Source organism: Caulobacter zeae (assembly GCF_002858925.1).
Classification (GTDB): domain Bacteria; phylum Pseudomonadota; class Alphaproteobacteria; order Caulobacterales; family Caulobacteraceae; genus Caulobacter; species Caulobacter zeae.
Genome location: NZ_PJRS01000022.1, coordinates 131,774 through 157,799, shown reverse-complemented (window position 1 = coordinate 157,799; position 26,026 = coordinate 131,774). Strand labels below are relative to the sequence as shown.

The 26,026-nt window shown below is 69.5% G+C and carries 27 protein-coding genes; 14 read left to right on the top strand and 13 right to left on the bottom strand.

Annotated elements, in window-relative coordinates:
* Positions 1–3: 3 nt before the first annotated feature.
* The gene (locus tag SGCZBJ_RS12320; RefSeq protein ID WP_101718291.1) at positions 4–891 is read right to left on the bottom strand and encodes a LysR family transcriptional regulator; all 888 of its coding nucleotides are present in this window, start codon (positions 889–891) and stop codon (positions 4–6) included.
* A 119-nt stretch (positions 892–1,010) separates the two neighbouring features.
* Here SGCZBJ_RS12320 and SGCZBJ_RS12315 point away from each other — a divergent pair, with 119 nt between their 5' ends.
* From SGCZBJ_RS12315 to SGCZBJ_RS12300, 4 genes are all read left to right on the top strand, one after another.
* Positions 1,011–2,009, top strand: coding sequence for an aldo/keto reductase (locus tag SGCZBJ_RS12315; protein ID WP_101718290.1), 999 nt, complete (start codon positions 1,011–1,013; stop codon positions 2,007–2,009).
* A gap of 166 nt (positions 2,010–2,175) precedes the next feature.
* Positions 2,176–3,201 carry a mechanosensitive ion channel family protein gene (locus SGCZBJ_RS12310; protein WP_101718289.1) on the top strand — a complete coding sequence of 342 codons (1,026 nt, stop codon included), beginning with the start codon at positions 2,176–2,178 and terminating at the stop codon, positions 3,199–3,201.
* Complete coding sequence (locus SGCZBJ_RS12305) at positions 3,198–3,458, top strand: hypothetical protein (protein WP_101718288.1); 261 nt, start codon at positions 3,198–3,200, stop codon at positions 3,456–3,458. Before SGCZBJ_RS12310 ends, SGCZBJ_RS12305 begins: the two co-directional genes overlap by 4 nt.
* 74 nt (positions 3,459–3,532) lie before the next feature.
* Complete coding sequence (locus tag SGCZBJ_RS12300; protein WP_101718287.1) at positions 3,533–4,582, top strand: HpcH/HpaI aldolase/citrate lyase family protein; 1,050 nt, start codon at positions 3,533–3,535, stop codon at positions 4,580–4,582.
* 164 nt (positions 4,583–4,746) lie between these two features.
* On the opposite strand, the gene SGCZBJ_RS26375 is transcribed toward SGCZBJ_RS12300, so the two are convergent.
* A complete protein-coding gene (locus SGCZBJ_RS26375; RefSeq protein ID WP_276308955.1) occupies positions 4,747–4,881 on the bottom strand; it encodes a hypothetical protein in 135 nt (44 codons plus the stop codon).
* A gap of 1 nt (position 4,882) precedes the next feature.
* Here SGCZBJ_RS26375 and SGCZBJ_RS12295 point away from each other — a divergent pair, with 1 nt between their 5' ends.
* From SGCZBJ_RS12295 to SGCZBJ_RS12285, 3 genes are all read left to right on the top strand, one after another.
* Complete coding sequence (locus SGCZBJ_RS12295) at positions 4,883–5,374, top strand: hypothetical protein (RefSeq protein WP_101718286.1); 492 nt, start codon at positions 4,883–4,885, stop codon at positions 5,372–5,374.
* A gap of 108 nt (positions 5,375–5,482) precedes the next feature.
* Positions 5,483–6,520, top strand: a complete 1,038-nt coding sequence (locus SGCZBJ_RS12290) for a bifunctional nicotinamide-nucleotide adenylyltransferase/Nudix hydroxylase (protein WP_101718285.1) — start codon at positions 5,483–5,485, stop codon at positions 6,518–6,520.
* Between the two features lie 62 nt (positions 6,521–6,582).
* The gene (locus SGCZBJ_RS12285) at positions 6,583–7,974 is read left to right on the top strand and encodes a nicotinate phosphoribosyltransferase (RefSeq protein ID WP_101718284.1); all 1,392 of its coding nucleotides are present in this window, start codon (positions 6,583–6,585) and stop codon (positions 7,972–7,974) included.
* Between the two features lie 58 nt (positions 7,975–8,032).
* On the opposite strand, the gene SGCZBJ_RS12280 is transcribed toward SGCZBJ_RS12285, so the two are convergent.
* The gene (locus tag SGCZBJ_RS12280) at positions 8,033–8,719 is read right to left on the bottom strand and encodes a type 1 glutamine amidotransferase domain-containing protein (RefSeq protein WP_101718283.1); all 687 of its coding nucleotides are present in this window, start codon (positions 8,717–8,719) and stop codon (positions 8,033–8,035) included.
* A 152-nt stretch (positions 8,720–8,871) separates the two neighbouring features.
* Between SGCZBJ_RS12280 and SGCZBJ_RS12275 the strand changes: the two genes are divergently transcribed.
* Together SGCZBJ_RS12275 and SGCZBJ_RS12270 are read left to right on the top strand one after the other, a co-directional pair.
* Positions 8,872–9,204 carry a hypothetical protein gene (locus SGCZBJ_RS12275; protein ID WP_101718282.1) on the top strand — a complete coding sequence of 111 codons (333 nt, stop codon included), beginning with the start codon at positions 8,872–8,874 and terminating at the stop codon, positions 9,202–9,204.
* Between the two features lie 39 nt (positions 9,205–9,243).
* Positions 9,244–9,558, top strand: coding sequence for a hypothetical protein (locus SGCZBJ_RS12270; protein WP_101718281.1), 315 nt, complete (start codon positions 9,244–9,246; stop codon positions 9,556–9,558).
* On the opposite strand, the gene SGCZBJ_RS12265 is transcribed toward SGCZBJ_RS12270, so the two are convergent.
* Genes SGCZBJ_RS12265 through SGCZBJ_RS12255 form a run of 4 tightly spaced genes read right to left on the bottom strand, consistent with a single transcriptional unit; the run spans position 9,555 to position 12,877 of the window.
* Positions 9,555–10,133, bottom strand: coding sequence for a hypothetical protein (locus SGCZBJ_RS12265; RefSeq protein ID WP_101718280.1), 579 nt, complete (start codon positions 10,131–10,133; stop codon positions 9,555–9,557). The two genes, SGCZBJ_RS12270 and SGCZBJ_RS12265, sit on opposite strands and share 4 nt — an antisense overlap.
* A complete protein-coding gene (locus SGCZBJ_RS25385) occupies positions 10,061–10,348 on the bottom strand; it encodes a hypothetical protein (protein WP_133149242.1) in 288 nt (95 codons plus the stop codon). Before SGCZBJ_RS25385 ends, SGCZBJ_RS12265 begins: the two co-directional genes overlap by 73 nt.
* A gap of 10 nt (positions 10,349–10,358) precedes the next feature.
* A complete protein-coding gene (argJ, locus tag SGCZBJ_RS12260) occupies positions 10,359–11,870 on the bottom strand; it encodes a bifunctional glutamate N-acetyltransferase/amino-acid acetyltransferase ArgJ (protein WP_240621490.1) in 1,512 nt (503 codons plus the stop codon).
* The gene (locus SGCZBJ_RS12255) at positions 11,867–12,877 is read right to left on the bottom strand and encodes a peptidylprolyl isomerase (RefSeq protein ID WP_101718279.1); all 1,011 of its coding nucleotides are present in this window, start codon (positions 12,875–12,877) and stop codon (positions 11,867–11,869) included. The genes argJ and SGCZBJ_RS12255 overlap by 4 nt, the downstream gene beginning before the upstream one ends.
* Positions 12,878–13,247: 370 nt before the next feature.
* Here SGCZBJ_RS12255 and secA point away from each other — a divergent pair, with 370 nt between their 5' ends.
* Positions 13,248–16,013 (top strand): preprotein translocase subunit SecA, encoded by a 2,766-nt coding sequence (gene secA / locus SGCZBJ_RS12250; RefSeq protein ID WP_101718278.1) that lies wholly within the window; start codon positions 13,248–13,250, stop codon positions 16,011–16,013.
* Between the two features lie 97 nt (positions 16,014–16,110).
* Here secA and SGCZBJ_RS12245 read toward each other — a convergent pair whose 3' ends face one another.
* The 4 genes from SGCZBJ_RS12245 to SGCZBJ_RS12230 all read right to left on the bottom strand — a co-directional run bounded on the left by SGCZBJ_RS12245 (position 16,111) and on the right by SGCZBJ_RS12230 (position 18,193).
* Entirely contained in the window at positions 16,111–16,413 is a 303-nt protein-coding gene (locus SGCZBJ_RS12245) for a hypothetical protein (RefSeq protein WP_101718277.1), read from the bottom strand.
* 66 nt (positions 16,414–16,479) lie between these two features.
* A complete protein-coding gene (locus SGCZBJ_RS12240) occupies positions 16,480–16,911 on the bottom strand; it encodes a carboxymuconolactone decarboxylase family protein (protein ID WP_101718276.1) in 432 nt (143 codons plus the stop codon).
* Between the two features lie 110 nt (positions 16,912–17,021).
* Positions 17,022–17,228, bottom strand: coding sequence for a hypothetical protein (locus SGCZBJ_RS12235; RefSeq protein WP_101718275.1), 207 nt, complete (start codon positions 17,226–17,228; stop codon positions 17,022–17,024).
* A 2-nt stretch (positions 17,229–17,230) separates the two neighbouring features.
* Positions 17,231–18,193, bottom strand: a complete 963-nt coding sequence (locus SGCZBJ_RS12230) for an acetyl-CoA carboxylase carboxyltransferase subunit alpha (RefSeq protein ID WP_101718274.1) — start codon at positions 18,191–18,193, stop codon at positions 17,231–17,233.
* A gap of 284 nt (positions 18,194–18,477) precedes the next feature.
* Here SGCZBJ_RS12230 and SGCZBJ_RS12225 point away from each other — a divergent pair, with 284 nt between their 5' ends.
* The 4 genes from SGCZBJ_RS12225 to SGCZBJ_RS12210 all read left to right on the top strand — a co-directional run bounded on the left by SGCZBJ_RS12225 (position 18,478) and on the right by SGCZBJ_RS12210 (position 21,614).
* Positions 18,478–18,672 (top strand): hypothetical protein, encoded by a 195-nt coding sequence (locus SGCZBJ_RS12225; RefSeq protein WP_058350467.1) that lies wholly within the window; start codon positions 18,478–18,480, stop codon positions 18,670–18,672.
* An 88-nt stretch (positions 18,673–18,760) separates the two neighbouring features.
* Positions 18,761–19,174, top strand: a complete 414-nt coding sequence (locus tag SGCZBJ_RS12220) for an OsmC family protein (protein ID WP_101718273.1) — start codon at positions 18,761–18,763, stop codon at positions 19,172–19,174.
* A gap of 119 nt (positions 19,175–19,293) precedes the next feature.
* Entirely contained in the window at positions 19,294–20,067 is a 774-nt protein-coding gene (locus SGCZBJ_RS12215; protein ID WP_101718272.1) for an ABC transporter ATP-binding protein, read from the top strand.
* Positions 20,064–21,614 (top strand): hypothetical protein, encoded by a 1,551-nt coding sequence (locus tag SGCZBJ_RS12210; protein ID WP_101718271.1) that lies wholly within the window; start codon positions 20,064–20,066, stop codon positions 21,612–21,614. The genes SGCZBJ_RS12215 and SGCZBJ_RS12210 overlap by 4 nt, the downstream gene beginning before the upstream one ends.
* Positions 21,615–21,806: 192 nt before the next feature.
* Here SGCZBJ_RS12210 and SGCZBJ_RS12205 read toward each other — a convergent pair whose 3' ends face one another.
* Together SGCZBJ_RS12205 and SGCZBJ_RS12200 are read right to left on the bottom strand one after the other, a co-directional pair.
* On the bottom strand, positions 21,807–24,047 hold the full coding sequence (locus tag SGCZBJ_RS12205; RefSeq protein ID WP_240621489.1) for a sensor histidine kinase: 2,241 nt from the start codon (positions 24,045–24,047) through the stop codon (positions 21,807–21,809).
* 267 nt (positions 24,048–24,314) lie between these two features.
* On the bottom strand, positions 24,315–25,778 hold the full coding sequence (locus tag SGCZBJ_RS12200; RefSeq protein WP_101718269.1) for a DEAD/DEAH box helicase: 1,464 nt from the start codon (positions 25,776–25,778) through the stop codon (positions 24,315–24,317).
* Between the last annotated feature and the right edge of the window lie 248 nt (positions 25,779–26,026).

Below are 26,026 nucleotides of genomic sequence, written 5' to 3'. Positions count from 1 at the left end.
CGCCTACCCCCGCATCCAGTCGATGAAGGCCCTCAGGGCCGGGGAGAGCTGGCGGCGGCTGGGGTAGTAGAGGAAGAAGCCGGGGAAGGGCTCGCACCAGTCTTCGAGCAGCGACACCAGGCGGCCGGCGGCGATGTCGTCGGCGACGGCTTCGCGGAAGGGGAAGGCCAGGCCCGCGCCGGCGCGGCAGGCCTCCAGCATGACGACGCCGTTGTCGGTCAGTAGGGCCGGCGGCGGGGTGACGACCACCAGGCGGCCCCTGCGCTCGAACTCCCACGGATAGGGCTGGCCCGACGCCCGGCGCACCAAGAGGCAACGATGGCCGCTCATCAGGTCTTCCGGCTTGGTCGGGGCGCCGTGGCGCTCGATGTAGTCGGGGGTGGCGACCAGGGCCTGGGACAGCTCGCCGCCCAGCGGCACGGCGATCATGTCGGCCTGGAGGCGTTCGCCCAGCCGCACGCCGCAGTCGAAGCCGCCGGCGACGATGTCGGCCAGGGCGTCCTCGCAGACGATCTCGACCCGCACGTCGGGATAGGCGTTCATGAAGCCGCCCAGGCGCGGCGCCAGCAGCATGCGCGCGGCCGTGCTGGCGACATTGACCCGCAGGCGGCCGGCCGGGCGGTCGCGGAACATCGCCACCTCGTCCAGCGCCGCGTCGATGTCGGCCAGAGCGGGTCCAAGCCTGGCGAGAAGCCGCTCGCCGGCCTCGGTGGGGGCGACGCTGCGGGTGGTGCGGTTGAGCAGGCGCACGTCGAGGCGGGCCTCGAGGTTGCGGATCGTGTGGCTGAGGGCCGAGGCGGTGACGCCCAGCACCTGGGCGGCGGCGCGGAAGCTGCGGCGCTCGGCGACCAGGGCGAAGACGGCGAGGTCGGGCAGAGGGCGGGTCGACATTGCTGAGAGATGCTCAGGAGTGCGTTGAGATCGCAAGCGGTTATCGTGCGGGCCGCCTGGACCCATCTCTGCGTCGTCGCGGCCGGACCGCGACCGAAATTCCGCAAAAGGAGCTGCCCATGAAGACGCGCAAACTCGGCGACGGCCTGGAGGTCTCGGCCCTCGGTCTCGGCTGCATGGGCATGAGCTGGGCCTATGGTCCCGCGCCCGACAAGCAGGTGATGTTCGACCTGATGGCCAAGGCCGTCGACCTGGGCGTGACCTTCTTCGACACGGCGGAGGTCTATGGCCCCTATGTCAACGAGGAACTGGTCGGCGAGGGGCTGAAGCCCTTCCGCGACAAGGTCGTGATCGCCACCAAGTTCGGCTTCGACATCGCCCCCGACGAGGCCGGCGTTCCGCGCATGCGCGGGGTCAATTCGCGCCCCGACAACATCCGCGCCGTGGCCGAGGCTTCGCTCAAGCGCCTGGGCGTCGAGGTCATCGATCTCTTCTACCAGCACCGCGTCGACCCCAACGTGCCGATCGAGGACGTGGCCGGGACGGTCAAGGACCTGATCGCCGAGGGCAAGGTCAAGCACTTCGGCCTGTCGGAAGCCGGCGCGGCCACCATCCGCAAGGCCCAGGCGGTGCAGCCAGTGGCGGCGCTGCAGAGCGAGTATTCGCTGTGGACGCGGGGGATCGAAGCCGAGGTGCTGCCCACGATCCGCGAGCTGGGCATCGGCCTGGTGCCCTACAGCCCGCTGGGCCGCGGTTTCCTGACCGGCGCGATCAAGGCCGGCGACGGCTTCGGCAAGGACGATTTCCGCTCGACCCTGCCGCGCTTCCAGGGCGAGGCGATCGCCAAGAACCAGTCGCTGGTCGAGGCCCTGGTCGAGCTGGCGGCCGCCAAGGGCGTGACCCCGGCCCAGCTGGCCCTGGCCTGGCTGCTGTCGCAAGGCGACGACATCGCGCCGATCCCCGGTACGACCAAGGCGTCGCGCCTGGCTGAGAACATCGGTGCGGTCGACATCGTGCTGTCGGCTGAGGACTTGGCGCGGATCGCCGCGGCCGTGCCGGAGACGGAAGTCGAGGGCGCGCGGTATGCGGAAGCCGGCCTGGCGATGGTCGGGCGGTAGCTGGTTGGCGCCGGCCCCCTCCGGCCCTCTGGGCCACCTCCCCCAGAGGGGGAGGATCTACCAATGCAGATGCTCCCCCCTCTGGGGGAGGTGTCGCGGAGCGACTGAGGGGGTCTGCGGCGGCGGGTCTTGAACCCGTCGCCGGCTCGCGCTCAAACTCCACCTCATGACCGACAATCCCCTGCAGCGCCTGGACGCCCTCGAGCTGGTCAAGCTCGGCAAGTCGGCGATCACGGTGGGCGGGCTCGGGGCCGGGATCGTCATCGTCATCGCCGCTTTGCTGGCCGCGCGGCTGGCGGCGGCGGGGCTTCGGCGGCTGCGGGCGCGGGCGGCCGACAGCGGGCCTTCGCTGTATGTGGTCGAGAAGCTGACCACCTACGGCCTGGTGCTGGTCGGCCTGTTGGCCGGCCTGTCGACCATGGGCATCGACCTGACCTCGCTGACGGTGTTCGCCGGCGCCGTCGGCGTGGGCGTCGGCCTTGGCCTGCAAGGGGTGATCAAGGACTTCGCCTCGGGCGTCAGCCTGGTGTTCGAGCGGCTGATCGCGGTGGGCGACTTCGTGGAGCTGTCGAACGGCGCGCGCGGGGTGGTGCACGAGATCGGGCCGCGCGCCACGCGCATCCGCACCAACGACGCCACCGACGTGATCGTGCCCAACTCGGTGCTGGTCAACGACCAGGTGGTCAACTGGACCCTGCGCAACACCACGCGGCGCATTCGGGTGCCGTTCGTCACCGCCTTCGGGGTCGACAAGGAACTGGTGCGCGAGGCGGTGCTCAAGGCCGCCCGCAGCGTGCCCTTCACCAGCGCCGACGACGCCGTGCGCCGCACCCAGGTGTGGCTGGTCGGCTATGGCGAGCACGCGCTGAAGTTCGAGCTGATCGTCTGGCCGACGGTCGAGGCCGTGCGCCGTCCGGCGGCGATCTTCGCGGCCTATACCTGGGCCATCGACGACGCCTTGCGCGAGGCCGGGATCGAGATCCCCTATCCGCAGCGCGACGTGCGCCTGCGGGGGCTGTTCGGCGAAGAGGGCGAGGACGCCCGCGCCGCCCTGCGGCTGGAGCCGCGCGCGGCCCGCAAGGCCAGGGGCAAGGCGGCCACCCACGTCTCGCAGAACGACGCCGCCGACGAACTGGGCCGCGAGGATCCCGACGAGGCGCCGCCGCCGAGGCCGGGGCAGGGTGCAGGATGACGATGCAGACAGTTGAAACATTGGAAGAGGTCGAGATCCCGTCGGCCCTGCATCCCCGCCGCCGGGTCGTCGTGTTGTTGCGCGACGACGGCCTCTTCGCGTGGGCCGAGCAGTATCACTACGTGTCCGAACACGACGGCGAGGTCATCGTCGAGGGATGGCATAGCCTGGCGCCGGAGGGGATCTATGCCTCGGCCGAGATCGCCGCGGCCGAGGGGAGGGCCGCGATGCTGGACCGGCTCGGCGGCGAGCGCTGAGCGACCCTTGACCCCCTCGCGCGCGCGCCGCAGTCTTCTCGCAACTGCGAAATAAGCACCTAGGGAACACGCGCATGAAGACCGCCCGAGGCTTCTTCAAACCCCTGGCCATCGGCGCCCCGGCGCCGTGGCGCGAGCTGCCCGCCCGCGTCGAGCGGATGATCCACTTCGTGCCGCCGCACCTGGACAAGGTGCGGGCCAAGGTCGGCGAGATCGCCCCGACCGTCGACGTGATCCTGGCCAATCTGGAAGACGCCATCCCCGCCGACGCCAAGGGCGCGGCCCTGGCCGGGACCATCGCCCTGTCGCGCGAGGTCGATTTCAAGGCCCTGGGCGTGGGGCTGTGGGTGCGGATCAACTGCCTAAACTCGCCCTGGCACCTGGACGAGGTGGCGACCCTGGTCGAGAAGGCCGGCGACAGGATCGACGTGATCATGGTGCCCAAGGTCGAGGGGCCCTGGGACATCTTCTATATCGACCAGCTGCTGGCCTCGCTGGAGGCCAAGCACGGGGTGACCCGGCCGATCCTGCTGCACGCCATCCTGGAGACGGCCGAGGGTGTGATGAACGTCGAGCAGATCGCCGGCGCCAGTCCGCGCATGCAGGGGATTTCGCTGGGACCGGCCGACCTGGCGGCCAGCCGGGCGATGAAGACCACGCGGGTTGGAGGCGGCCATCCGGGCTATCGCGTGATTGAAGATCCGCATGCGGACGGTTCGGCCCGCGCCTCCGTCCAGCAGGACCTCTGGCACTACACCTTCGCCAAGATGGTCGACGCCTGCGCGGCCCACGGCATCAAGCCGTTCTACGGTCCGTTCGGGGCCATCGACGATCCGGTCGCCTGCGAGCAGCAGTTCCGCAACGCCTTCCTGATGGGCTGCGCGGGGGCCTGGAGCCTGCACCCCAGCCAGATCGCCATCGCCAAGCAGGTGTTCAGTCCCGATCCCGCCGAGGTGGCCTTCGCGAAGAGGATCCTGGAGGCCATGCCCGACGGTTCGGGCGTGGCGATGATCGACGGCAAGATGCAGGACGACGCCACCTGGAAACAGGCCAAGGTGATGGTCGACTGCGCCCGCCAGATCGCCGCCAAGGATGCCGAGTACGCGGCGCTTTACGGGTTTTGAGGCACCGCCCCAAGTCCACCACCACGTGATGCTCGGCCAGGGGGGCGCGCGTTGTTCGCCGACGATGGCTTGGCGAGGATACGACGGGTCGGGCGGGAGCGAACATGGCCAAACCAGTGGATGTCGGCGTGGACACGCGCCTTAAGCCTCGAACCATAAAGGCGTCACGCTTCAAGGTGTCGCTGCAATTGGCGATAACCCTCGTCTTCGTCGCGGTCGCCGCGCTGGTCGTCTGGGTCGATCCGGTCGGCCTGATAGGCTTGGTGGGCTGGCTCATGCTGCTCCTCTTTCAGCATCACGGTGCCGGGCGTCCAGGCGCCGAAGGGCGCGCCTGGATACTATGCCGGGACCTTCCACTCCTTCAGCCAGCGTGGCGTGGGCGAGCCGTCGGAGCTGTGGTGCTTCCTGCCCAAGGTGGTCGGCGGCAAGCGTGACAGCATCTGCCTGCTGCGTAGCGACACCGGCGTGGCGGCCAGCGCGCCGACCCGCATGAACCCCTGGCTCTGGACCCAGTTCAGCCCGGCGTCAGGCACTTTCGACTATACCCATGCGCCGGTCTTCGAGCTGCGACCGGTCGAGATCCCCGCCGAGCTCCAATTGGAATATCGCTTCGCCGGCTGGCAGGGCGACAAGCCGCGGATCGCGGCCTTCGCCGGTGGCAGCGAGATCCAAACGACGGTCCTGTCTCGCCAGGCCGACGGCCGGTTCGTGCTCAAGGCGGTGGCCGGCGTCGTCTCCCTCAGCGCCGCGCCGGGCAATCCCGACCAGGTGGTGGTCGCTGTCGCTCCGTAGGGGCGCGCGATTTTCCAGGACCGCCGGTTGACACTCCCTTTTGCTCAAAGATAGCATAAGTCCAGTCGCTGGATAGACCGGCGGCTGACATCGGCGTGAGGGAGTCTCATGCGCTTCGACTATCTCGTCCTGATCGGACGTTTCCAGCCGTTCCACAACGGCCACGCCGCCGTGTTGCGGCATGCCCTGCGCCTGGCGCAGAAGGTCATCGTCCTGACCGGCAGCGCCGGCCAGCCTCGCACCATCCGCAACCCCTTCAACGCCGCCGAGCGCGCGGTGATGATCCGCGCCGCCGCCGGCGAGGACGCCGCCCGGCTGATCGTCGAGCCGCTGCGCGACCGCCTCTATGGCGAGACGCTGTGGGTCGGCGACGTGCAGCGCCTCGTCGCCGAGGCCGTGGCTCGGGACGGCGCGGGCGAGGGCGCAACCATTGGCCTGATCGGCCGCAACAAGGACGACGCCACCGCCGCCTACCTGGCCGCCTTTCCGCAGTGGGAGCTGGTCGACGTTCAGCACGCCGAGGTGCTGTCGGCCACCGAACTGCGCGACTGGCTGTTCACCGGCGAGCCCGGGGCCTTGCGCCTGGTCGAGGCCAATGTGCCTACGCCGGTGTTCGAGATGCTGGGCGCCTTCCGCGACGGTTCGCCCGCCTACGCCCAGCTGGCCCGCGAGCACGCCTTCATCAAGACCTATCGCCAGTCGTGGGCGGCCGCGCCCTATGCCCCGACCTTCGTCACCGCCGACGCGGTGGTCGTCCATTCCGGCCACGTGCTGCTGGTGCGCCGCCGCGCCGAGCCGGGCAGGGGGCTGTGGGCGCTGCCGGGCGGTTTCGTGAACCAGGGCGAGACCGTGCAGGAGGCGGCGATCCGCGAACTGCAGGAAGAGACCCGCGCCAAGATCCCGCCGGCCGTGCTGCGCGGCTCGATCAAGGCCAGCCGGGTGTTCGACCATCCCGATCGCTCGCTGCGCGGGCGCACCATCACCCACGCCTTCCATTTCGACTTCCCCGCCGGCCCGCTGCCGCGCGTGAAGGGATCCGACGACGCCGAGCAGGCCCGCTGGATCCCGATCAGCGAGGCGCTGCTGATGGAGGAGCAGTTCTTCGAGGACCATTTCCACATCCTCGAGCACTTCGTCGGCGCCTGACGCCGGTCAAACCCAGCCGACCCGAAAGACGGGACGGTGATCCGCGGCAAGGAGCTTCCGCGATGTTCGACAACCTGATCCTCGACACCGACAGCTACAAGGCCAGCCACTGGCTGCAATACCCGCCCGCCACGACCGGCGCGTTCTTCTATGTGGAGAGCCGGGGCGGACGCTACGACCGCACGGTCTTCTTCGGCCTGCAGGCGATCCTGAAGACCGCGCTGGCCAAACCTGTGACCCACGCCATGGTCGACGAGGCTGCGCAGCTTCTGGCGGCGCATGGCGAGCCCTTCAACGAGGCCGGCTGGCGGCGGATCGTCGACGTGCACGGCGGCCGCCTGCCGGTGCGCATCCGGGCCGTGCCCGAAGGGGCGGTGGTCCCCACGCACCAGGCGCTGATGACCATCGAGAACACCGATCCGGAGTGCTTCTGGCTGCCGTCCTACCTGGAGACCCTGCTGCTGCGGGTCTGGTATCCGGTGACCGTCGCCACCACCAGCTGGGGCGTCAAGCAGACGCTCCGCGCGGCGCTGGAGAAGACCTGCGACGATCCCGAAGGCCAGCTGCCGTTCAAGCTGCACGACTTCGGGGCGCGGGGCGTCTCCAGCAAGGAGAGCGCGGCGATCGGGGGCTTGGCCCACCTCGTCAACTTCCTGGGCAGCGACACCCTGGCGGCCGTGCAGGCGGGCCGGGCCTGGTACAACGAGCCGATGGCGGCCTTCTCGATCCCGGCGGCCGAGCACAGCACCATCACCAGCTGGGGCCGCGATCGCGAGGCCGACGCCTATCGCAACATGCTGACGAGCTTCGGCAAGCCGGGCGGCCTGTTCTCGGTGGTGTCCGACAGCTACGACCTGTTCGAGGCGGTCAGCCGCATCTGGGGCCAGGAACTGCGGGACGAGGTGATCGCCAGCGGCGCGACCCTGGTCGTGCGCCCCGACTCCGGCGAGCCGGTCGAGATCGTCGCCGAGACCCTGAGGCGCCTCGACGAGGCCTTCGGCAGCACGGTCAACGCCAAGGGCTACAAGGTGCTGAACCACGTGCGGGTGATCCAGGGCGACGGGGTCAATCCTGTCAGCATCGCCGCCATCCTCGAGCGGGTGATCGCCGACGGCTTCAGCGCCGAGAACCTGGCCTTCGGCATGGGCGGCGGCCTGTTGCAGCAGCTCGACCGCGACACCCAGCGCTTTGCGTTGAAGTGCTCGGCGGCCAAGGTCGACGGGGCCTGGATCGACGTCAGCAAGAACCCGGTCACCGATCCGGGCAAGCGCTCCAAGGCCGGGCGGCTGATGCTTCAGCGCAATGCGGCCGGCGACTACCGCACGGTCGCCGTGGCCGAAGGCGAGGCCGCGCCGCAGGGCTGGACTGACGCCATGGTCACGGTGTGGGAGGACGGGGCGCTGCTGGTGGATCACACGCTGGCCGACGTGCGGGCGCGCAGCGAGGCGGGATGAGAGGCCTTCTCCCGCACGATCCCCGCGAAAGCGGGGACCTTACGGATTTGGTATGGCCTCAGGCCTTGGCCGCCAGGCGCTTGACGAGAGCGTGGGCGACGGCGTCGCTGCTGGCGGGGTTCTGGCCGGTGATCAGGTCGTCGTCCTCGACGAGGTAGGGCGCCCAGTCGGGGCCTTTCTCGTAGAGGCCGCCATTGGCCTTCAGCATGTCCTCGACCAGGAACGGCACGATGTCGGTCAGCTCGACGGCGTCCTCCTCGCCGTTGGTGAAGCCGGTGACCTTGCGGCCGGCCACCAGCGGGCGGCCGTCGGCGGCCTTGACGTGGCGCAGGGCGCCGGGGGCGTGGCAGACCAGGGCCTGGGGCTTGCCGGCGCGGTCGAAGGCCTCGATCAGGGAGACCGAGACGGGCGACTCGGCAAGATCCCACAGCGGGCCGTGACCGCCGGGATAGAACACCGCGTCGAAGTCGGCGGCGTTCACCTCGGCGAGCGGCGTGGTCTGGGCCAGGGCCGCCAGCGCGGCCTCGTCGGCCTGGAAGCGGCGGGTAGCGTCGGTCTGGAAGTCGGGCAGGTCGCTCTTGGGATCGAGCGGCGGCTGGCCGCCCTCGGGCGAAGCCAGGACGAGGTCGGCGCCGGCGTCCTTGAACACGTAATAGGGCGCGGCCAGCTCCTCGAGCCAGAAGCCGGTCTTCTTGCCGGTGTCGCCAAGGGTGTCGTGCGAGGTCAGGACGATGAGGATTTTCATGGCGGGCTCTTTGCTGTGAAGATCGGGGCTGTGAAGATCGGGCGGGCGAGGATGGCGTTTGGGGGCGTCGATCTTTCCGGCATATGGGGTGGCTGGGCGTGGCCGCCATCGCGGGTCTGGTCAGCGGGGGGAGAATGGCAGGGCGAAGGAAGTTGCTGGACCAACTGCACGCGATCTCCGATCGCGACGCCATGGAGTGGTTCGCACTTGCCGGGGTCGCGCTGCTGACCCTGGGTTGGAACGGCTGGAACTTGGCGCAACATCTGATCCACGGCCGGATCTATGTGCTCGACCAGAACCACGCCCACTGGGCCTACTGGAGCCAGGAGCCGCGCGGCGACGCCGTGCTGATCGCGCTGGCCTGCGCTACGGCCGGCGGCGTCGGCCTGGCCTTGCTGGCGACGATGGCGACGCTGCGCATGACCCGCGGCTGGCCGTCGAAGCCGCACGAGACGATGCGGAGCGCCAGGCTGGATCGGCTCTAGGCGTGCTCTCGCATCCGAAACGTCAGCCAAGGTGACGCCATGAAGAAGATGGTTCTGCTCGCGCTGCTCGGCCTGAGCGCCTGCGAGACGGCGTCAAACCGCTTCGACGTTCGTGTGGGCGACGGCGAGGTGATCGGCGCCGAGTTTCGGCTGTGCGGCCGGCAGGTTCCGCTTTCCAGGTCGGGGGACCGCTTCACCGGCGTCCAGCCCGCCAGGTGCGAAGGGCATGGCGAGATCCAGGTGTCGTTCGCCGATCGCCAGGCCGCCACCTGCCACATCGGCTACGTTACGCCTGGCTTGGACCAGGTCTTCGACTTCATCGTCCGCGACGGCCGCTGCGAGGCGGTGGTCTAGCTCCTGCCATCGCCCGCGCGCACCCGGCCCTCATCGACCGCGTACCAGATCGGCGTCGCGCCACGCCGATCGGCGAGCGCCCAATCGGGAGCCCCGCCATCGCGGGCGTAGGACACGATCCGCGCGCCGCCTTCGAAAGCCAGGTCGAGTTCCGGCGGCTCGCCCGCGGCCGCTCCGAAGATCACTCGTCGGCCGACCAGGGCAGACGGCGGGAGGGGCGTACCGTTCTCCTCGACCCGCCAGCCGTCATAGAGACAGGCCGAGACCTCGCCGGTCCGGTTGCCAGGGCTTCCGTCGCGGCGGCGAACCGTGGACGGCGACAGCGTGCCGAACTCCAGGAACAGCGCGCCGTCTGCCGTCCAGGCGTGGCTCAGCGTCAGGTCCCGCAGGACCGCGCCGAGCGGAGCCGTCATCGAGCGGCCGTCGACCCGAATGGTTGCCGAGATGAGGGGAATGCGGATCTCGGTCCAGTAGCCGGACGAGGCGCCGAACCCCGACAGGATCAGGTCGTCGCCCTCGACGATCCACTCGCAGATGTCGCGCAGGGCGGCCGCCGAAGGATCGCGGCCAGCCATTGCTCATGCTTGAACATGCGTGCGGTGATGGCGGCTTCGGCGGTCAGAAGCGCTCGGCACGGAGCATCGACGAGCCCTATGCCCTCGACGAAGACGCCCTCGGCCGTAAAGGCCAGTTCACGCGCCGTGAGGCTGAACGTGAGCATGGCCAGATCGGGAAAGGAGACGCGCTCTGCATCGGCGCGCCCCAATTCCAGCGTCACGGCTTGGAGCATCCGGCCCGGTCTACGACCGGTAGTCGCCGTTGATGGCCACGTACTGTTTGGTCAGGTCGCAGGTCCAGACCGAGGAGCTGCCCTTGCCGACGCCGACCTCGACGGTGACCTCAAGCTCCTGGTTCTTCATGTAGGCGCTCATGGCCGCCTCGTCGTACTCGGCCGAGACCAGGCCGTCGCGGGCGGCGTAGAGTTCGCCGAACTTGACGCTGATCTTCTCGCGGTTGACCGGTTCGTCGGCGCGGCCGACGGCCATGACGATGCGGCCCCAGTTGGCGTCCTCGCCGGCGAAGGCGGTCTTGACCAGCGGGCTTTCGGCGATGGTGCGGGCGATCTTGCGGGCCGACAGCGGACTCTCGGCGCCGTTGACCGTGATCTTGACGAACTTGGTGGCGCCTTCGCCGTCGCGGACAAGTTGCATGGCCAGGTCCAGCAGCACGCCTTCCAGCTTTTCGCGGAAGTCGGCCAGGCGCTTGTCGCCGGCCCGTGCAATCTTCGGCGCCGACGACTGCCCCGTCGCGAACAACAGGAGCGTGTCGTTGGTCGAGCGGTCGCCGTCCACCGTCACGCAGTTGAAGGTGGTGCGGGTATAGAGGCTGACCAGGGTCTGCAGGGCGGCCGGCGCGATGGCCGCGTCGGTGGCCACGAAGGCCAGCATCGTGGCCATATCGGGCGCGATCATGCCCGAGCCCTTGGCGATGCCGGCGATCTTCACTTCATGGCCGTCGATCACCGCCGTGGTGTAGGCGCCCTTCGGGAAGGTGTCGGTGGTCATGATCGCCGAGGCCGCCTGGGCCCAGCCGTCGGCGGTGAGGCGGGTTTCCACTTCGCGCAGGTTCGAGGTGATCTTGCTGTCGTCGAGGATGACGCCGATGACGCCGGTCGAGGCCATCATCACGTCGCGCTGGCGGCAGTCGAAGCGCTTGCCCACGGCGGTGGCCACGCGGCGCACGGCGTCGGCGCCGGGCTTGCCGGTGAAGCTGTTGGCGCAGCCGGCGTTGACCACCAGGGCGCGCACGTCGGCGCCGCCGGTCGCGGCCAGCTGGCGCTTGCACCAGTCGACCGGGGCCGAACCCACGCCGTGGCGAGTGAAGACGCCGGCGCCCGAGGTGCCCTCGGCGAAGCGCATCAGCAGCAGGTCGGGGCGCTCGTGCTTGTAGAAGCCGGCGCGGCCGGTGGCGATCTCGACCCCGGCGATCGGCGGGATGACCGGGAACGGCACGACCAGCGGCGAGACGGCCAGGCCCGGCTTGCCCGGGGCGACCGGCGGCGGGGCGACGACGGGCGCGGCCTGAACGGATGTTTCGCCGGCCGACTTCTGGGCGCGGCGCAGGCCGGCGCGCTTCAGGGCCGAGGCCAGCGGGTCGAGGGCGCGGTCCAGCGCGTGGCCGACCGTGGCGCCGACCTGGCCGACGATCTCGGCGGGCGTGGTGGTGGCCGGGGCCTTGTCGGCGGCTTTCGGCGCGGCCTTGGTCTTTGCAGCGGCCTTGTCGGTCGAGGTCGTGGTGGGCTTGCGGGTCATTTCTTTGCCGAGTTCTGGGCCGAATTCTGGGCCGGAGCCGAGGCGGGCGGGGCGTTGTCGAGGTCGGAGCTGGGGGCGGCGTCGCCGCCTCCGGGCGGCGCGGAGGCCGGCTCCTGCGGGGCGCCGGGGATGTCCTGGCCCTTGCCGACCAGCATCTCCACCTTGGCGCCGCCGCGCAGTTTCTCCAGCAGGTCGCGAACCTGGTCGTAGGTGAGGAAACGCACGATCTGCGGACGGGCTTCCTCGAGGCTCATCGGCGCTTCCTGGCGCTTGTCCTCTACGCGCATCACCACCCAGCCGCCGGCGATGGCGAACGGGCCGACGAGGTCGCCCTTCTTGGCGTCCTTCAGGGCCACGGCGTAGGGCTCGGGCATGATGTCGACCGTGAAGTAGTCGAGGTCGCCGCCCTTGAAGCGCGTGGCCTCGTCCTTGGAGCGTTCCATGGCCAGGGCGTCGAACGAGGCGCCGGTCGTCAGCAGCTTCTTGACGCTTTCGGCTTCCGCCTGGGTGGGCACCAGGATCTGGCGGGCGCGGATCTCTTCCGACTGCTTGGTCAGCTTCTGCTGCTCGCCGTAGAGGCCGCGGATGTTGTCCTCGGTGACGGCCTTCTCGACCATGCCCTCGACCAGCATGTCGCCCAGGATGCGCTCGCGGGCGGCGGCCAGACGGCGCTGGGCCACGGGATCCTTGTCGAGCTTGCGCTCGATGGCCTCGGCGGCCAGCAGCTTCTGGTCGATCACCTCGTCGAGCACGCGGCGGAACAGGTCGGACGACACGTCCAGCGGTTCGCCCTCGCCGATCAGCCCTTGCGCCACGGCCTCGCGCTTGACATCGGAGGCCCAGACGGCGTGGCCGTCGACCCGGGCCACGGCCGTGTCGCCCGGCTCGGGCGGGCGCTCGTCGACGCCGCCGCGGCCGCAGGCGGCGACCAGCAGCGCCAGGCCGATCACGGCGGCGGCCAAAACCGAGCGAGCATGAAGTGAGCGGGGTTTACGGACAGGGTTCATCGGGCGCGGATCTCCGCTGGTCTTATGAAATGCGCTCTAGAGCGCGTCAGGCCAAAGGGAAAGCCGTTTCGGACGGCTCGGGCCTCTAAACTTCGCGCGCGAGGACATGGTTCTCGGAACCCGGAGGCGCGGCGAGGGTTTGCATCGCCGCCGAGCGGGTTTCGCGCAGCGGGTGAAAGCTTGGCCCATCGGGCTTTTCGACGCCCCGGCGGGCCAGGCCTCGCGTTGACACTGGGGGGGGCGGTGCTTAAGTCTCGCGCGCGCGCCGTTTTCAGGGGTTCTGCGATCTCGGCGCACCGTCATTACCGTAGTGAAGGCCGATAAAGCCTTAGCGCCGGCCCACTAAGTTCTCGCTCCGGATCCTTTCTGCATGCTCGGCTTCGCCAAAAAGCTCTTCGGTTCCTCCAACGAACGCAAGGTGAAGTCGCTTCACGGCCGCGTCGCCAAGATCAACGCGCTCGAGCCCCAGATGGCCGCGCTGTCGGACGAGGCGCTAAAGGCCAAGACCCAGGAATTCAAGGATCGCCTGGAGAAGGGCGCGACCCTCGACGACATCCTCGACGAAGCCTTCGCCGTGGTCCGCGAGGGCTCCAAGCGCGCCCTGGGCATGCGCCACTTCGACGTGCAGATGATCGGCGGCATGGTGCTGCACTTCGGCGGCATCTCCGAAATGCGCACCGGTGAAGGCAAGACGCTGGTCGCCACCCTGCCGACCTATCTGAACGCGCTGGCCGGCAAGGGCGTGCACGTCATCACCGTCAACGACTACCTGGCCACCCGCGACGCCGAGTGGATGGGTCAGCTCTACAACTTCCTGGGCCTGTCCTACGGGATCATCGTCAACGGTCTCTCGCAAGGCGACCGCCAGCGCGCCTACCGCGCCGACATCACCTACGGCACCAACAACGAATTCGGCTTCGACTACCTGCGCGACAACCTCGTCTATGACGTGAACGAGATGGTCCAGCGCGGCCACCACTACGTGATCGTCGACGAAGTCGACTCGATCCTGATCGACGAAGCCCGCACCCCGTTGATCATCTCGGGCCCGACCGAGGACCGCAGCGAGCTGTACAAGACCATCGACGTCCTGGTGAAGGAACTCATCAAGGACAAGACCAACTACGACCACGACGAGAAGCAGAAGCAGGTCATCCTCACCGAGGAAGGTCAGGAGCGGATCGAAGAGGTCCTGACCTCGGGCGGCCACCTGGCGGAAGACACCGCCGGCCTCTATGACGCGGCCAACATCTCGATCGTGCACCACGTCAACCAGGCCCTGCGGGCCAACGTGCTCTACACGCGCGACAAGGACTATATCGTCAAGGGCGGCGAAGTCGTCCTGATCGACGAGTTCACGGGCCGCATGATGACCGGCCGCCGCCTGTCGGAAGGCCTGCACCAGGCCATCGAGGCCAAGGAAGGCGCCGACATCCAGCCCGAGAACCAGACCCTGGCCTCGGTGACCATCCAGAACTACTTCCGCCTCTACACCAAGCTGTCGGGCATGACCGGCACGGCTTCGACCGAGGCGCAGGAGTTCGACGACATCTACAAGATGGGCGTCAGCGAAATCCCGACCAACCGCGTCATCCAGCGCATCGACGACGATGACGAGGTCTACCGCACCGAGGCCGAGAAGAACCGCGCCATCCTGGTGCAGATCGCCGACTGCCACAGCCGTGGCCAGCCGATCCTGGTCGGCACCGTGTCGATCGAGAAGTCGGAAGAACTGTCCAAGCTGCTCGATTCCTACGAGTGGGAAAATAAGGGCGCCAAGCAGAAGGGCATCCCGCACCAGGTGCTGAACGCTCGCTTCCACGAGCAGGAAGCCGGCATCGTCGCCGACGCCGGCGTGCCCGGCGCCGTGACCATCGCCACCAACATGGCCGGCCGCGGCACCGACATCCAGCTGGGCGGCAGCATCGACCTGCGTCTGTCCAAGTGGAAGATCGAGCAACGGGGCCTGGGCATCGAGGTCTCGCCGGAAGACGAGGCCGCCCACCGCGCCGAGGTCGAGGCCGAGATCGCCGACGCCAAGAAGGCGGCCCTGGCCGCCGGCGGCCTGTTCGTGCTGGGCACCGAGCGCCACGAAAGCCGCCGGATCGACAACCAGCTGCGCGGCCGCACCGGCCGTCAGGGCGACCCGGGCCGCAGCAAGTTCTTCCTGTCGTGCGAGGACGACCTTCTTCGCATCTTCGCGGGCGAGCGCCTGGACGCGATCATGCGCACCTTCGGCGTCCAGGACGGCGAGGCGATCACCCACCGCTGGCTGAACGCGGCCATCGCCAAGGCCCAGACCCGCGTCGAGCAGCGCAACTACGAGATCCGCAAGAACCTCCTGAAGTACGACGACGTCGTCAACGACCAGCGCAAGGCCGTGTTCGAGCAGCGCCAGGAGTTCATGGAATCGAGCGATCTGTCGGAAGTCATCCACGAGATGCGCCACGACGTGATCGACGACCTGGTTGCCCGCCACGTGCCGCCCAAGGCTTACGCTGAACAATGGGACATCGAGGGGCTGCACGAGCGCGTCCAGGCCGTGCTGGGCATGGACCTGCCGCTGAAGGACTGGGCCGCCGAAGAGGGCGTCGACGACGAAGCCTTCCGCGAGCGCATCACCAAGGCCGCCGACGAGTACGCCGCCCAGCGTGAAGTGATCATCACGCCCGAGCAGATGCGCCAGGTGGAAAAGAGCTTCCTGCTGCAGATGATCGATCTGCAGTGGCGCGAGCACCTGATGCACCTGGACCACCTGCGCAACGTCATCGGCCTGCGCGGCTACGGCCAGCGCGACCCGCTGAACGAATACAAGACCGAAGCCTTCAGCCTGTTCGAAAAACTGCTGGGGGATCTCCGCACCAACACCACCCGCTGGCTGATGACGGTCGAGATCGCCTATGCCGAGCCGGAGCCGCTGCACACGCCGGAAAACCTGATCCCGGTGCATCTGGACCCGCTGACCGGCGAGAACGCCGCCGTGGCCGGCGCCATCCCGGAAGGTCTGTCGCCCGAACAGCGCGAGGCCCTGCCGGTCTCGTCCCTGCCGGAAGGCTGGGAACGCACCAACCGCAACGGCGCCTGCCCCTGCGGTTCGGGCAAGAAGTTCAAGCAGTGCCACGGCTCGCTGGTCTGACGACCGGCGGGTTCGTCAGGGCCTGAAACGACGAAGCCCGCCCCGGGAGACCAGGGCGGGCTTTTTCGTGGGCGGGGCGATGGGACGTGTGTGGGCGTCAGCCGCCCTTCTTCGCCCCCAGGTCCATGCCCAGCGTCGGGCCGATGCCGTCGGGGTGGTCGCCGAAGGGGTTGCGGCGGGCGTTCGCGAGCTTGGCCAGGCGCTGGCGCAGGTCGTCGTCGACGCGGACGATGTCGTCTATGGCGGCGGCCTGCTCGGCGCTGGCCTCGGCGCCGTCGGGTTCGGCCAGCACGCGCTCGATCGCCGCCAGGAAGCGCGCCTCCTCGGCCGAGCCCGACGGCGGCGGCGTGTCCAGCCAGGCCAGGACGGTCTCGAGCGCGTCTTCGAAGGTCTGGGCCATGCGGGCGTCTCCTCTAGCAGGGGGAGCTTTGGCAACGCCTCGCATGGCGGGTTGTTCAACGCCGGCTCAGTGGGCCGAGACGCCCAGGCGGTTCCAGAGGTTGATCATCGCCACCAGGGCAGTCAGGGCGCTGGCCTCGACCTCGCTGTAGTGGGCCCGCAGGTCGGCGCGCAATGGGGCCAGGTCGACCTTGGCCGGCAACTGGGTCAGGGCCTCGGTCCAGGCCAGGGCGGCCTTCTCCGCGGGGGTGTAGTCGGCCACGTGCCGCCAGACGGTCAGGCGGTCGAGGCGCTCGTTGGTCTCGCCGTCGTCGCGGGCCTCCTTGGAATGCATCTTCACGCAGAAGGCGCAGTCGTTGAGCTGCGAGGCGCGCAGCTTGAGCAGGTGAAGCAAGGAAGGAGCGAGGCCCGCCGCGGCCACCGCCTGCTCGGCGGCGATGAAGGCCTGATAGACGGCGGGGACGTTCTTGTCGTGGCGGAAGCCGGCGGTGTCGCTCATGGTCCTGATCCTCGTTACGGCCCCTGAAGGGGGGGCTTCGAAGATCAGGACGAGACGGGCGCGCGTCTTGTGACATGGCGCCCGGAAAAAGCAGGCGCGCCGGCCTTGCCTCAGTCGGCCTGTCCGGCCGACCGCTTGACGACTTTCCAGGCGAGGAAGCCCAGCAAGCCCGCGCCGATGGCCAGGCTTGCGACCAGGGCGACGGGCGCGGGCGCCGCGTCGGCCAGTACGTCGAGGCCGGCGCCGACGCCCTCGTCCAGGTGGGAAGGGGACTTGCGCTTCTTGCCGGCCAGGAACGGATGGCGCTTTTTCAGCACCCTTATTGCAGCCCCTCGCGGCCGATGGCGTAGAAGCGTTCGGCGCGCTGGCGCTTCAGTTCGGCGGGGGTCAGGAGCGACAGCTTCTTCAGTTCGTCCTCGACCGCGTCGCCGACGGCCTTGATGGCGGCTTCCGGGTCCGAATGGGCGCCGCCGGCCGGTTCCTCGACGATGCGGTCGACGATGCGCAGCTTGATCAGGTCCTGGGCGGTGATCTTCATGTTGGTGGCCGCGTCCTTGGCCCGGGCGCCGTCGCGCCACAGGATCGAGGCCGCGCCTTCCGGCGAGATCACCGAATAGATCGAGTGCTCGAGGATCAGCACGCGGTTGGCGCCGGCCAGGGCGATGGCGCCGCCCGAGCCGCCTTCGCCGGTGACCGTGGCGACCATCGGCGTGCCCAGGGTCAGGCAGCGCTCGGTCGAGCGGGCGATGGCCTCGGCCTGGCCGCGCTCTTCGGCGCCCAGGCCCGGATAGGCGCCGGCGGTGTCGACGAAGGTGACGACCGGCAGGTTGAAGCGCTCGGCCATGTCCATCAGGCGCACGGCCTTGCGGTAGCCTTCAGGGCGGGCCATGCCGAAGTTGTGCTTCAGGCGGGTGGTGGTGTCGTAGCCCTTCTCGTGGCCCATCACGACCACCGGCATGCCGCGGAAGCGGCCCAGGCCGCCCACGATCGCCTGATCGTCGGCGAACTTGCGGTCGCCGCGCAGCTCGACGAACTCGTCGATCAGGCCCGCGACATAATCACGCAGGTGCGGACGCTGCGGGTGGCGGGCGACCATGGTCTTCTGCCAGGCGTCGAGGCCGGCATAGGCTTCCTTGCGAAGCACCTGCACGCGCTCGCGCAGGGCGCCGATCTCGCTGTCGAACGCGCCAGGACCAGCCGTCTCGGAAAGCCTTGAAAGCTCTTCGATCTTGGCTTCCAGGTCGGCGATGGGTCGCTCGAAATCGAGATAGTGCGCGGCCATGAGTCTCTTAACGTCGCCGTTTGCGAAAGGTTGGCGAACCTAGTGCGTGATGACGCCCAGGGAAAGCGCATTCACGCGGAATTGGAACCACCGTCTCGGCGACGGATTCCCTGATCACGGGATTCCTCCCCAACTGAGTCCTGTTAAGAAACCGAACCCCTATGGTGAATCGAACGCCGATCATTATATTGGGTTCTCAAGAGCCGGCTGCGGAAGTCAGCTGGCGCTGCGGCCCCGCCCATCGAACATGGACACGGCCCGCCTGATGAGGACGCATTGTTCCCATGCAGGTGTTCACCTTCTTCTGCGTCGAGCGCGACGGCTCGGTTCCCCGTTTCGATGTCACGGCCTGCGCCGACGACCATGCCGCGCGCCTGCGGGCCAACGAGCTGTTCGACATGCATCGCGGCTGCAACGAGGTCGAGGTCTGGCGCGGCGCCACCCACCTGTTCAAGGTCGGAGCCGGCGCGGCCGCCTGAACCTTCACGTTCGCGCGGATTCGACCAAGCATCGGATCGGGCAAGGCGCCACATTGGCGTTCTCGACAGAGAACGCAGGATCTTCGCCATGACCGACATCGCCCGTCCTTCCGCCATCGCCGAGGACAGCGGCCACGGCGGCGTGCAGATCCTGGTCACCGCCGGGCCCTCGCGCCTGGCCGGCGACCTGAAACCCTCCGAGGGCGGCCTGGACACCGGCCCCAATCCGCATGACCTGGTCGCCGCGGGCCTGGCGGCCTGCACGACCCAGACGCTGCGCCTCTACGCCAAGCGCAAGAGCTGGGCGCTTGGCGCGGTGCGGGTAGAGACCACCTGGCGGCGCCTGCCCGGCCAGGTCCCGGCCGACGTCTTCGACCGGGTGATCAGCCTCTCCGGCGATCTCGACGCCGAACAGCGCCAGCGCCTGCTGGAGATCGCCGAGGCCTGCCCGGTGCACAAGATGCTGACCGCCGGCGTGAAGGTCGAGACGCGGGTGGCGTAGGGGGAACTGTCCCCTCTCTCTCCCCATGGAAGAGGGGCGCGAAGGGCGGCCTGTCCGAGCGAATTCGGCCCCGCCTTGCGCACCCCGCCCAATCGCGATCACATGCCCGTCGTGATTGCATGGGGGCAGCCAGCGTGACCGAAGCCTTGATCGTCCGGGGGCTGGACAAGACCTTCGCCAAGCCCGCCGTGCGTGAGCTGGACCTGACGGTGCACCCGGGCGAGCTCTATGCGCTGCTGGGGCCCAACGGCGCGGGCAAGACCACGACGTTGCGGATGGTCGCGGGCCTGACCAAGCCCGACAAGGGATCGATCAGCATCTTCGGGATCGACGCCCTGGCCGATCCGGCGGCGGCCAAGGCGGTGACCGCCTGGGCGCCCGACGAGGCGATGATCTACGACCGCCTCACTCCGCTGGAATACCTGGAGTTCGTCGCCGGCCTGTGGAACGTCGAGCCCCGCCACGCCAAGGCGCGGGCGGGGGAATTGCTTGAGACCCTGGGCCTGGCTTCGGAGGCGCGGCGGCGGTGCGAGGGCTTCTCGCGCGGCATGAAGCAGAAGGTGGCCCTGGCCGGGGCGCTGATCCACGACCCTCGCCTGCTGATCCTCGACGAGCCGCTGACCGGCCTGGACGCGGCCTCGGCGCGCCTGGTCAAGGACATGTTGCAGGCCCGCGTCGACGCCGGCGGCACGGTGATCCTGACCACCCACATTCTCGAGGTGGCCGAGCGCATGGCCGACCGCATCGGCATCATCGCCGGCGGCCGCCTGCTGGCCGAAGGCACGCTGGACGCCCTGCGAGCGCATGCCGGCAAGACGGGGGCGGGGCAGGGCGGCGGCGACACCCTGGAAGACGTCTTTCTGCAACTGACCGCCGACGGGGCCCCCGCGTGAGCCTGCTGCGTCCCGGCGGGGTCCCCTGGCTGCTCGCCCACGAGATGCGGCTGAGCTTTCGCGCCCTGACCGGCAAGCGGGCCATGGGCGGCGTCGGGGCGATGATCGGCCTTGCGATCCTGGCGCTGGTGATGCTGAGCGGCGGGGTGGTCATCGGCCTGGCCTTGCGCAAGCTGGACGTGCCGGTGATCCCGCTGTCGGCCGCCATCGCCCTGGCCTGCTGCGCCACGGCCTTCACCCTGATGCTGTCCCAGACGCTGGCGGCGGCCAGCGAGGCTTTGTACGAGCGCGGCGACCTTGACCTGCTGTTCTCCTCGCCGATCGCGCCGCGCACGGTGCTGCTGGTCCGGGCCATGGGCGTGGCGACCGGCGTGCTGACGGTGTTCCTGATCTTCGTCACGCCGCTGCTGGGGCCGGCGGTCATCCTCGGGCATCCGGAGTGGCTGGGCCTGTTCGGCGTGCTGGCGGCCCTGGCCCTGCTGGCCACCGCCACGGGCCTGACCCTGGCCATGTTCCTGTTCCGGCTGATCGGGCCCCGCCGCACGCGCACCGTGGCCCAGGTGCTGGCGGCCCTGACGGGCGCGGCCTTCTTCCTGGTCAGCCAAGTCCGCACGCTGATGGGCGAGCGGGCCAGCGAGAGCCTGTTCCAGTCGCTGGCGCGCGAGGCCGCCGAAGGCCGCATGAAGATCCCGCCGATCGGCTACTGGCCGTTGAAGGCGATGCTGGGCGAGCCCCTGCCGCTGCTGGCCATGCTGGCGATCGGGGCCGCGTCCTTCACCCTGGCGGCGCTGTCGCTGGGCAAGCGCTTCGCCGACGCCGCGGCGGCCACGCAAGGGGCCGAAGCCTCGGCCGCCAAGCCCGCCAAGGGCCGCGACAGGGCCTTCGCCGGCGGGGTGTTCGCCGCCACCCTGGCCAAGGAACTGCGGCTGATCCTGCGCGACGCGAGCCTGTTGTCGCAGGTGCTGCTGCGGGTGCTCTACCTGGTGCCGACGGCGGTGATCCTCAGCCGCAACGCCGGTCACGGCGACGGCGGCGCGGCCTTGGCCGGCGGCGCGGGCGTGGTGGTTTTCCTGGCCGGGCAGGTGGCCGGGAGCCTGGCCTGGATCACCCTGTCGGCCGAGGAGAGCCCAGACCTGTTGGCCGTCTCGCCCGCCGCCACGCGCAGCCTGCGCCGCGCCAAGCTGGCGGCCGCCCTGCTGCCGGTGGCGCTGCTCCTGGCGGTTCCGCTGGGCCTCCTGCTGTGGCTGGCCCCGGTCACGGCGCTGTGGACGGCGTTGGGCGCGGGGCTGTCGGCCTGGGCCTGTGGCCTGATCAACGTCTGGCACCAGAAGCCGGGCAAGCGGGCCGACTTCAAGCGCCGCCGCGGGTCATCGTGGTTCGCCACCCTGGCCGAGGTGGTGGTCTCGGCCCTGCTGGCCGTGACTACGGGGCTGGCGGTGGCGGGCTTCGCGCCCTGGGCGACGATCCCGCTGGCCTGCGCGGGCCTGGCCATGCTGGCCCTGCGCCGCAGCGACGAACAGATCGCCAAGGTGCTGCGGTTGGCGTGACCCCTCAGTCGCTTCGCGACAGCCCCCCCAGAGGGGGGAGCGTCTGGGCGCTTGATCCTCCCCCTCTGTGGGAGGCGGCCTGAAGGGGCGGAGGGGGGACGTTCTCAGCTTACGCCGAGCGCGGCCGGCTTCGAGGTCACTCCCCTCTCCGTCGCCTGGGGCGACACCTCTCCCACGGGGAGAGGGCTTTGGTCAGCAGTCCAGAAGCGCCGTGATCGCGCACTCCACGCCCTCGGGCCTGAAGTCGATGCGGGCTTCGCCGGAAAGCTCCGAGGCCAGGCCGCGCTCGATCAGGCGTGAGCCGAAGCCGCGGCGGGTGGGAGCGACCACCAGCGGGCCGCCGCTTTCGCGCCAGCGCAGGGAAAGGCGCGGTACGCCGCTGTAGTCGACGCTCCAGTTGATCGTCACCTGTCCGCCCTGGCGCGACAGGGCGCCGTACTTGACCGCGTTGGTGGCCAGCTCATGCAGGGCCATCGACAGCGACAGGGCGGGGCGCGGGGACAGGCGCACCGACGGCCCGTCCAGCACGAAGCGGCCCTCGCCGCCGTGCACGGCCACCAGCCGGTCGACGATATCCAGCAGGTCGGCGCCTTCCCAGTTCTCGCGGGTCAGGACGTCGTGGGCCTCGGACAGGGCGATGATGCGGGCGGTGAAGGCCTCCTGCGCCGCCGGCAGCGAACGCGCGGCGTGGAAGGTCTGGCCGGCGATGGCCTGGATGGTGGCCAGCGAGTTCTTCACGCGGTGGTTCAGCTCGTTGACCAGCAGCCGCAGGTGCAGCTCGGCCCGCTTGCGGTCGGTGATGTTGACGGTGGTGCCGATCATGCGGATCGGCTTGCCCTCGAGGTCGAAGAAGGCCTTGCCCTTGGCCGATAGCCAGCGCTCGACCCCGTCCTCGCGGCCGATGACCCGGAACTCGACGTCGTAGTCGGCGCGGATGCGGCCATCCAGGGTGCGGCGCAGGGCCTCGCGCACCGCGTCGCGATCGGACGGGTGGAGGTTGGAGTAGAAGTCGTCGCGCACGACGGGCGTGGCCGGCGCCACGCCGAACATGGCGTAGCAGCGGTCCGACCACGTCAGGATGTCGTTCCTGATGTCGAGGTCCCAGGTGCCGACGTCGGCGGCCTCGATGGCCAGGCGCAGCGTTTCCTCCTGCGAGACCAGCCTGCGGGCGGCCTCCTTGCGCTCGGTGACGTCCGAGCCGACGCCGACGAAGCGCACGCAGGCGCCGCGCTCGAAATAGGCCCGGCCGAACACCTCGATCCAGCGCAGCGCGCCGTCGGACGGGCGGACGATGCGGTACTCGACATTGATCAGCCCGTCGCCGACCGGGTCGGTGGCCGCGCCCACGGCCGCCAGCACGCCGTCGATATCGTCGGGGTGCACCAGGGCCAGGAAGCTGTCGAAGTCCTGCGGGCCGGGTTCGGGCACGCCGAACATCTCGCAGGACCGCTTGTCCCAGTAGCGCTGGCCGGTGCTGGGATTGTGGTCCCAGCGGCCCATGCCGGCCGCCTCCATGGCGATGTCGCGGTCGAGGCGGGCCTCCAGCAGCTGGCTTTCCATCCGCTTGCGCTCGGTGATGTCGAACACCACGCCGGCGTTGCGGTCTGCCTGGCCGTCGGTGTCGAGATAGCAGTGGCCGCTGGCCGCCACCCAGCGTACCGAGCCGTCGGCCTGGACCAGGCGATACTCGTCGGCGAAGTCGCCGCCGGTCTGCATCGCCGCCAGGGCGATCTCGCGCACCCGCTCGCGATCCTCGTCATGGACGGCGGGGGTGAAACTCTGGGCGGGCAGGCCCTGCGTGGCGAAGGCGGGGTCGACCTGGTGCAGTTGTGCGTAGCGGGCGTCGCAATAGACCCGGTTGGCCTTGATGTCCCACTCCCAGGCGCCGACGCCGCCGGCGGCGTCCAGAGCCATGTCGTAGCGGGCCCGGGTGGTGCGCAGCTCCTTTTCGGTCTCGACCGCGCCGGTGATCTCGACGGCCGAGATCAGCACGCCGCCGACGCCGGTGGGCGCGGTTTGGTCGGGCACCGGGCTGTAGCTGACGGCGAAGTGGGCCAGCCGCGCCTCGCCGGCCTCGCGTTCGACCTGAAGCGGCATGCGTTCGAGGGCGTAGCCGCCGCTCTCGCCCGACAGGATGTCCTGGTGGATGCCCAGCAAGGTGGCGCGGAAGGCGTCCGAATGCTGGGTGAAGGGCCGGCCCAGGGCGTCGGGATGACGCTCGCGCAGCGACGGCGCATAGGCGTCGTTGTAGATCAGGACCAGCTCGGGACCCCAGCGCAGCGCCATGGGGAAGTTGGTGGCCATCAGCATGTCGACGGCCAGCGCCAGGCTGGGCGACCACGCGTCACGTGGGCCCAGGGGGGTCTTCGACCAGTCGAAAGCCTTCACGCGCTCGGCCATTTCCCCGCCGGCCAGGCGCGTGAACGCAGGCAAGCTCCGCCCTTCGCCCTGCGGCATGGCGTTTTGTCCCTCCCACCGGCTCCCCTAAAGCCGGGTCCGGGCGAACAATGGCCAGACGGCCTGACGGGTTGCAAGGGCGGGACGCGACCCCTGCGCGCAAGCGTCGCAGTCGGTTCGGCCCAGGGGTGTGGTTTTCGCGGCGCGGGCGAGCGGGCTCGACCCTGGGGCGCGCTGATCCTTGGGAGAGCGCAGAAAAAAGGCCGCCTCGGACGAGGCGGCCTTTCCTGGGAGCCGGGCTCCTTAGTCGATGGGGCTCCAGCGGGTCTCGACCTGCTGCACGCCGCGCTTGGGGCCGCGGAAGTCGCCGCCGGCCGCCGCCGCCTTGCCTTGGCCTTGGCCCTGGGCGCCGCCCTTGCCGCGGCCGCCGTTACGGCCCTCGCCACGACCCTGGGCCTGCTGGCCGCCGCCTTGGCCGCCCTTGCCCTGGGCGCTCTTGCCCTGGCCGCCGCCATTGCGGTTACGCTTGCGGCGCAGTTCCGACGGTACGTTGTTGCGCGGGTCGGCCTTGCGCGGGTCGACGTACTTCTCGGCCGGGGCCAGCTTGTCGGCGACGGCCGCCGCGGCCGCCAGGGCCTTGTCGTTGCGGCGGTCGAAGGACGGGATCTTCTGGCGGGTGGCCTTCTCGATGTCCTTCAGCAGGCTGCGCTCGTCGTCGCAGCAGAAGCTGACGGCGACGCCGTCCTTGCCCTTGCGGGCGGTGCGGCCGATCCGGTGGACATAGGCCTCCGGCACGTTGGGCAGCTCGTAGTTGAAGACGTGGCTGATGTCGTTGACGTCGATGCCGCGGGCGGCGATGTCGGTCGCCACCAGGGCCTTGACCTCGCCGGCCTTGAAGGCCGCCAGGGCGCGCTCGCGCTGGCCCTGCGTCTTGTCGCCGTGGATCGAGGCGCTCTCGATGCCGGAAGCGGTCAGGTACTTGGCCACGCGGTCGGCGCCGCGCTTGGTGCGGGTGAAGACGATCGAGCGCTCGACGCTGCGGTCGGCCAGCAGTTCCGCCAGCAGCGGACGCTTGCGCTGGGCCTCGATGTAGATCAGCGACTGCTCGATGCGCTCGACCGTGGTGGCTTGCGGGGTGATCGACACCGAGGCCGGGTTCTTCAGCAGCTCGCCGGCCAGCTTGCCGATCTCGCCCGGCATGGTGGCCGAGAAGAACAGGTTCTGGCGGTCCTTCGGCAGCTGGCTGGCGATCTTGCGGATCGGCACCACGAAGCCCAGGTCGAGCATCTGGTCGGCCTCGTCGAGCACGAAGATCTCGACGCCGCCCAGGGTGGCGCTCTTTTCGCCCAGGTGGTCCATCAGGCGGCCCGGGGTGGCGACGACCACGTCGACGCCGGCGGCCAGGGCGCGCATCTGCGGGCCGTACTTGACGCCGCCGAAGATGGTGGCGACCGAGAGGCCGAGGTGCGCGGCGTAGGCCTTGAAGTTGTCGGCGATCTGGGTCGCCAGTTCGCGGGTCGGCGACAGGACCAGGCAGCGGAAGCCGCGGCGCGGCGCCGGACGGCGATCCTCGGCCAGGCGGTGCAGGATCGGCAGGGCGAAGGCGGCCGTCTTGCCGGTGCCGGTCTGGGCGATGCCCAGGAGGTCGCGGCCCTTCATGACGATCGGAATGGCCTGGGCCTGGATCGGGGTGGGCTGGGTGTAGCCCTTGTCGGCCAGCGCCTTGAGAATGGGCTTGGCGAGGCCGAGGTCGGTGAATTGAGTCACTGCGGACGTATCTTTCAAACGGTCGCAAGACGGCGCGCGCGGTCCTCGCACGGCTCGCCTGGCGGCGGGTCGGTGGGGAGCGCCCCGCGTGATACGGGCGGTCTATGAGAAGCTTTCAGGGCGCTCGACAGGCTGAACCCAGTGGGGTCCGTCACGCGGCTGGAGCACCGATAGCGCGATTAGGCGCGGGGCTCATATCGTATATCGCAGGTGCGAAGTCAAGTGAGAGGCTTGAGCCGCAAGGGTTT

Excerpts from the sequence above, each read along its gene's own strand:
- SGCZBJ_RS12225 (WP_058350467.1), top strand. The coding sequence starts at position 18,478 with ATGCAGGTGTTCACCTTCTTCTGCGTCGAGCGCGACGGCTCGGTTCCC.
- SGCZBJ_RS12285 (WP_101718284.1), top strand. The coding sequence starts at position 6,583 with ATGTTCGACAACCTGATCCTCGACACCGACAGCTACAAGGCCAGCCAC.
- SGCZBJ_RS12230 (WP_101718274.1), bottom strand. The coding sequence starts at position 18,193 with ATGGCCGCGCACTATCTCGATTTCGAGCGACCCATCGCCGACCTGGAA.
- SGCZBJ_RS12305 (WP_101718288.1), top strand. The coding sequence starts at position 3,198 with ATGACGATGCAGACAGTTGAAACATTGGAAGAGGTCGAGATCCCGTCG.
- SGCZBJ_RS12290 (WP_101718285.1), top strand. The coding sequence starts at position 5,483 with ATGCGCTTCGACTATCTCGTCCTGATCGGACGTTTCCAGCCGTTCCAC.
- SGCZBJ_RS12245 (WP_101718277.1), bottom strand. The coding sequence starts at position 16,413 with ATGGCCCAGACCTTCGAAGACGCGCTCGAGACCGTCCTGGCCTGGCTG.
- argJ (WP_240621490.1), bottom strand. The coding sequence starts at position 11,870 with ATGACCCGCAAGCCCACCACGACCTCGACCGACAAGGCCGCTGCAAAG.
- SGCZBJ_RS12280 (WP_101718283.1), bottom strand. The coding sequence starts at position 8,719 with ATGAAAATCCTCATCGTCCTGACCTCGCACGACACCCTTGGCGACACC.
- secA (WP_101718278.1), top strand. The coding sequence starts at position 13,248 with ATGCTCGGCTTCGCCAAAAAGCTCTTCGGTTCCTCCAACGAACGCAAG.
- SGCZBJ_RS12240 (WP_101718276.1), bottom strand. The coding sequence starts at position 16,911 with ATGAGCGACACCGCCGGCTTCCGCCACGACAAGAACGTCCCCGCCGTC.
- SGCZBJ_RS12255 (WP_101718279.1), bottom strand. The coding sequence starts at position 12,877 with ATGAACCCTGTCCGTAAACCCCGCTCACTTCATGCTCGCTCGGTTTTG.
- SGCZBJ_RS12315 (WP_101718290.1), top strand. The coding sequence starts at position 1,011 with ATGAAGACGCGCAAACTCGGCGACGGCCTGGAGGTCTCGGCCCTCGGT.
- SGCZBJ_RS12215 (WP_101718272.1), top strand. The coding sequence starts at position 19,294 with ATGGGGGCAGCCAGCGTGACCGAAGCCTTGATCGTCCGGGGGCTGGAC.
- SGCZBJ_RS12320 (WP_101718291.1), bottom strand. The coding sequence starts at position 891 with ATGTCGACCCGCCCTCTGCCCGACCTCGCCGTCTTCGCCCTGGTCGCC.
- SGCZBJ_RS12310 (WP_101718289.1), top strand. The coding sequence starts at position 2,176 with ATGACCGACAATCCCCTGCAGCGCCTGGACGCCCTCGAGCTGGTCAAG.
- SGCZBJ_RS12220 (WP_101718273.1), top strand. The coding sequence starts at position 18,761 with ATGACCGACATCGCCCGTCCTTCCGCCATCGCCGAGGACAGCGGCCAC.
- SGCZBJ_RS12265 (WP_101718280.1), bottom strand. The coding sequence starts at position 10,133 with ATGGCTGGCCGCGATCCTTCGGCGGCCGCCCTGCGCGACATCTGCGAG.
- SGCZBJ_RS12270 (WP_101718281.1), top strand. The coding sequence starts at position 9,244 with ATGAAGAAGATGGTTCTGCTCGCGCTGCTCGGCCTGAGCGCCTGCGAG.
- SGCZBJ_RS12300 (WP_101718287.1), top strand. The coding sequence starts at position 3,533 with ATGAAGACCGCCCGAGGCTTCTTCAAACCCCTGGCCATCGGCGCCCCG.
- SGCZBJ_RS25385 (WP_133149242.1), bottom strand. The coding sequence starts at position 10,348 with ATGCTCCAAGCCGTGACGCTGGAATTGGGGCGCGCCGATGCAGAGCGC.